This is a genomic window from Paenibacillus sp. 598K (assembly GCF_003851045.1).
Classification (GTDB): domain Bacteria; phylum Bacillota; class Bacilli; order Paenibacillales; family Paenibacillaceae; genus Paenibacillus_D.
In genome coordinates, this window is the sequence record NZ_BFBX01000189.1 from 1 (window position 1) to 4,556 (window position 4,556).

Genomic DNA, 4,556 nt, shown 5'->3' on the forward strand with positions numbered 1-4,556 from the left:
AGCTGGGATGAAGTTAACCACGCAGACACGTATGAAGTAACGATTGAAATCGAAGGTGCAGAGCCACTTGTCATTGTAGTAGAGGAAGGAACGGAGCTGGATCTGTCGGCTTTGGAGCCAGCACTGAAACCGGGCACATACAGCGTGACGGTCGTAGCGAAGTCGAGCAACGCGGCGTACTCGGATTCCGATCCGTCGGAAGAAGTGACGTATGAAGTCCCAGTCCCTGTTGTCGCTCTGGCGACTCCAGAAGCGCAGCTAGTTGAGAACGATGTGCTGACGTGGGAAGAGGTTCCTCATGCTGACACGTATGAAGTAACGATTGAAATCGAAGGTGCAGAGCCACTTGTCATTGTAGTAGAGGAAGGAACGGAGCTGGATTTGCCGAGCTTGGAGCCAGCACTGGCACCAGGCACGTACAGCGTGACGGTCGTTGCGAAGTCGAACAGCCCGTTGTACACGGACTCCGATCCGTCGGAGGAAGTAACCTATGTAGTTGCTGTTGTTGTTGACAAGACTGCGTTGCAGAACAAAACAACCGAGATCAGTGATGACCTGACGGAGGGAGTTTTGAAGCAAGAGCAATATACAGAAGAAAGCTGGCAAGCCCTTCAGAAAGCATTGGAGGATGCCAAAAAGGTGTTGGCTGATCCAGACGCTACCCAGGCAGAAGTTAACGCAGCGCTGGACGTGTTGGAGAATGCCAGAGGAGGCTTGGTCAAGTCGGATCGGATCACCATCGTACCGTCGATTGGGACACTGAAACCGACAGGGACTGACGGTGTGTATGCGATCAGTGTGGGCCATAGCACGAGCAATATTTCCTTTACCGTTACACCGGATGACCCGGATGTACAGATCACCGTACATGGCCAGATCGTAGAGAACGGAGTGGCCAGCGGTCCGATCGCGTTGAATGTTGGCTTGAATGAGATTACGATCTTGGTCAAAGGGCAAGACGAGAGCACGAGAACCTACAAGATTCAAGTGACTCGGGAAGCTGCGCCAGCTTCCAACCCGAATCCGATCTACTACCCTGGCGTTCCAAGCTCTCCGTCAAATGTGGAACGGATCACTGTGGATGTGGAAGCGAGAGGGAAAGGCGTGGTCGCGAAAACCGAAATTTTGCGGACAACCAACGCTGACGGAACGAAGAGCGACGAAGTGGCCTTTGGCGCGACCGTAGCAGAAGACTCTGTACGGAAGACGTTAGAGGCGGGAGCGACGACCGTGCGCATCGTCATCCCGGATGAAAAGGACGAAGTGAAGGATGTGCGGATCGACCTGACGGCGGCTGCGTTGGCAGTGGTGCAAAAATCGGGGCTGGACCTGGAGATTTATACAGACAATGGTCTGATTACGATTCCGAACGACTCGCTGATCGGTCTGAACGACAACCTTTACTTCCATCTGATACCGATCAAGCAGGAAGACGAAAGAAAGCTGGTTGAACAACGGGCGAGAACAGAGAAGCTTGTCCGCGAACTGTTGAATGACGGCAATGTATACGTTGTGGATCGTCCATTTACGATCGAAACCAATATGCCTAGCCGTAAAGTATTCATCACGCTGCCGATGAACGAGAGCAACTTGCCGACCGCAACCTCGGGACGGGAAAGATTCCTGTCGGATCTGGCGATCTTTATCGAACACAGCGACGGCGAACGGAAAGTCGTAACGCCAGAGATGGGCGACTATGCGAAAGGCAAGCTGGGCCTGACTTTTGGTATCGAGAAGTTCAGTACCTTCACCATTCTGAATCGGGATGGCGGTGTTGAGGACAAGCACGATGCATATATCATTGGCTATCCCGACGGAACGTTTAAACCGCTGCACGCGTTGACGAGAGCGCAAATTGCTGTAATTTTGCACCGTGTGCTCGATCTTCAAGCCGAGGGCACGGGAGTCTATCCGGATGTATCGTCCAGCCATTGGGCGAGCGAAGCGATCCGTTATGTCTCGGGTATCGGTCTGATGGAAGGCATGCCGGATGGCAGCTTCCAGCCAGACAGAGACATTACCCGGGCGGAGATGGCCCTTATCATTGCTCGTCTGAAGGAACTTCGTGGCGATGCCAGCCATACCTTCAGCGATGTAGGCGCAGGGCATTGGGCAGAGCAAGGCATTGCTAACGTATTCGAAGCAGGATATATGGAAGGCATGCCGGACGGCAGCTTCCAGCCGAACAAAATCCTGACCCGCGCTGAGGCGGTGACCGTATTTAACCGGGTGCTGGAGAGAGGTCCGTTGTACGGTATGAACCAGCCGACCTGGCCGGATGTACCTATGGATCACTGGGCGTTCCACCAGATCGAGGAAGCGTCGCAGGACCACAGCTACCAGCTTCGGCCGAGCGGCGGCGAAACGATCGTGAAGTAGAATCGTTTAAGAAGCGCGACATAAAGAGCGCAACATAAAGAGCGCAACATAAGAGTGCACTATAAGAGCATAACAAAGAAAAGGCGATGTCGAGGAAGTCCTCGGCATCGCCTTTTGTGCGCTTGGCAGCGTGCGGAAAGATACCATAACTTTAGCGCTCGCCACGGCGCTTATTTGCCGTTTTTTGCGTGCGCGGATAACGTAACGCTCGCCCTGGCGCTTATTTGTGAAAAAACGCCCGTTTCAGCACGATTTTACCGAAATAAGCTCCTGGGCAAGCATTAGAATCGGAGCCCCCGTCTATGAAGGGAAATAAGGCCGAGGGCGAGCGTTAGGATGCGGGATGATACTAGTCTCCCGACCAGTCCCGTCGCAGCGAGAACAGCTCGGTTAGTGCTTCGTTCGACAGCTCGGTGATCCAGCCCTCGGAGCTGGTGATGACGTTGTCGCTGAGCTGTTGCTTGCTCTCGAGCATCTCGTCGATCCGCTCCTCCAGGGTGCCGAGCGAGATGAACTTGTGCACCTGCACGTCGCGCGTCTGGCCCATCCGGTAGGCGCGGTCGGTCGCCTGGTTCTCGACGGCGGGATTCCACCAGCGGTCGAAGTGGAAGACGTGGTTGGCCGCCGTCAGGTTCAGTCCGACGCCGCCCGCCTTGAGCGACAGGATGAAGACGCTTGGCTGCTCCGCAGGCGGCAGATCGCGGGACTGGAACCGCTCGATCATCCGGTCCCGCTGCGCCTTGGGCGTGCTGCCGTTCAGGTACAGCACCGGCTCGCCGAGCTCTCGCTGCAGCACATCCTGGATCATCTTGCCCATGCCGATGTACTGCGTGAAGATGAGGCAGCGCTCGTCCTCCGCTCGCAGCTCCTGGACCATCGCCAGCAGCCGCTCGAGCTTGGCGGAGCGGGCTGCGATCGCCTCGGGCGTCGGCGGCGCCTCGCCCGGCTCCACAGCGGTATCCTCGTCCAGCAGCGCCGGATGGTTACACGCTTGCTTGAGCCGTGTCAGCGTACCGAGGATCGCCCCCTTGCGCTGGATGCCGTCCAGCTCCTTCAGCTTCTCGAGCAGCTCCTTGACGATCGAGTCGTAGAGCGCCGCTTGCTCGGAGGTGAGCGGGACGTAGGTTTTCATCTCGTTTTTGTCCGGCAGGTCGAGCTGGATAGCCGGGTCCTTCTTTTTGCGCCGCAGCAGGAATGGCTTCACCAGCCGCTGCAGCTCTGCCGTGCGCCGCGCGTCCCGCTCCCGCTCGATCGGCGCAGCGAACCGCTCCTGGAACGCCTTGGCGCTTCCGAGATAGGTCGGTACGATGAAGTCGTAGATCGACCAGAGCTCGGCCAGCCGGTTCTCGACCGGCGTCCCGGTGAGCGCGATGCGATGGAGCGCGGGTAAGCTCTTGACCGCGATCGCTTGCCGGGTTTGGGCGTTTTTGATATTCTGCGCCTCGTCGAGGCAGACTGCGCCCCACTGGAAGCTGGATAGCAGCTCTTGATCGAGCGAAGCGGTGGCGTAGGAGGTCAGCACGACGTCGGCGCGACGCGCCTCCTCCTGGAACGCCTCGCCGCTCTTCCGTCTGGCGCCGTAATGCATCGACACGCTCAGCGACGGCGCGAAGCGGGCGAGCTCCTTTTGCCAGTTGCCGAGCACGGACGTCGGGCAGATGATCAGCGACGGGAGCCGCGCCTCCTCCTCCGACTGCTCCTTGGTGTGCAGCAGGTAGGCGATCAGCTGCACCGTCTTGCCGAGGCCCATATCGTCGGCGAGACAGGCGCCGAGTCCATAGCGACGCAGGAAGGCGAGCCAGGCATAGCCGTCCCGCTGGTAGCTGCGCAGCTCGGCGCGCAGACCAGTCGGCGGCTCGAGCGCCGGCCACTCGCGCTGCTGGTTGATCCGGGCGATCAGGCCGGTCAGATGCGCGTTCAGCTCGACCTCGAGCTGGACACGCGCCTCGTCGGCCTCAGAGGCCTGGTCGTTGCCGTCGCCCGCTTCATCACCCGCCATCTCCCGCTGCGACAGCAGGTGGAGATGCAGCACATCCTGGAAGCTCAGCCCCTCGCGCTTGTCCATCCCCTCCATCATGCGGCGGATCTGAGCGATCAGCGCCGGATCGAGGGCGATCCAGCGGTCGCGGAACTTCACCAGACGCTCGCCCCGGGCGATCAGCTCGGCGAACTCCTGC

At 58.6% G+C, this 4,556-nt stretch carries 2 protein-coding genes; one reads left to right on the forward strand and one right to left on the reverse strand.

Features of this window, described 5'->3' with window-relative positions:
• A partial coding sequence (locus PA598K_RS34220; RefSeq protein ID WP_185602403.1) for an S-layer homology domain-containing protein occupies positions 1-2,379 on the forward strand: 2,379 nt, incomplete at its 5' end.
• Between the two features lie 349 nt (positions 2,380-2,728).
• Here the strand turns inward: PA598K_RS34220 and PA598K_RS34225 are convergent.
• Positions 2,729-4,556: DEAD/DEAH box helicase (locus PA598K_RS34225; protein ID WP_148092034.1), on the reverse strand; the 1,828-nt coding region annotated here is incomplete at its 5' end.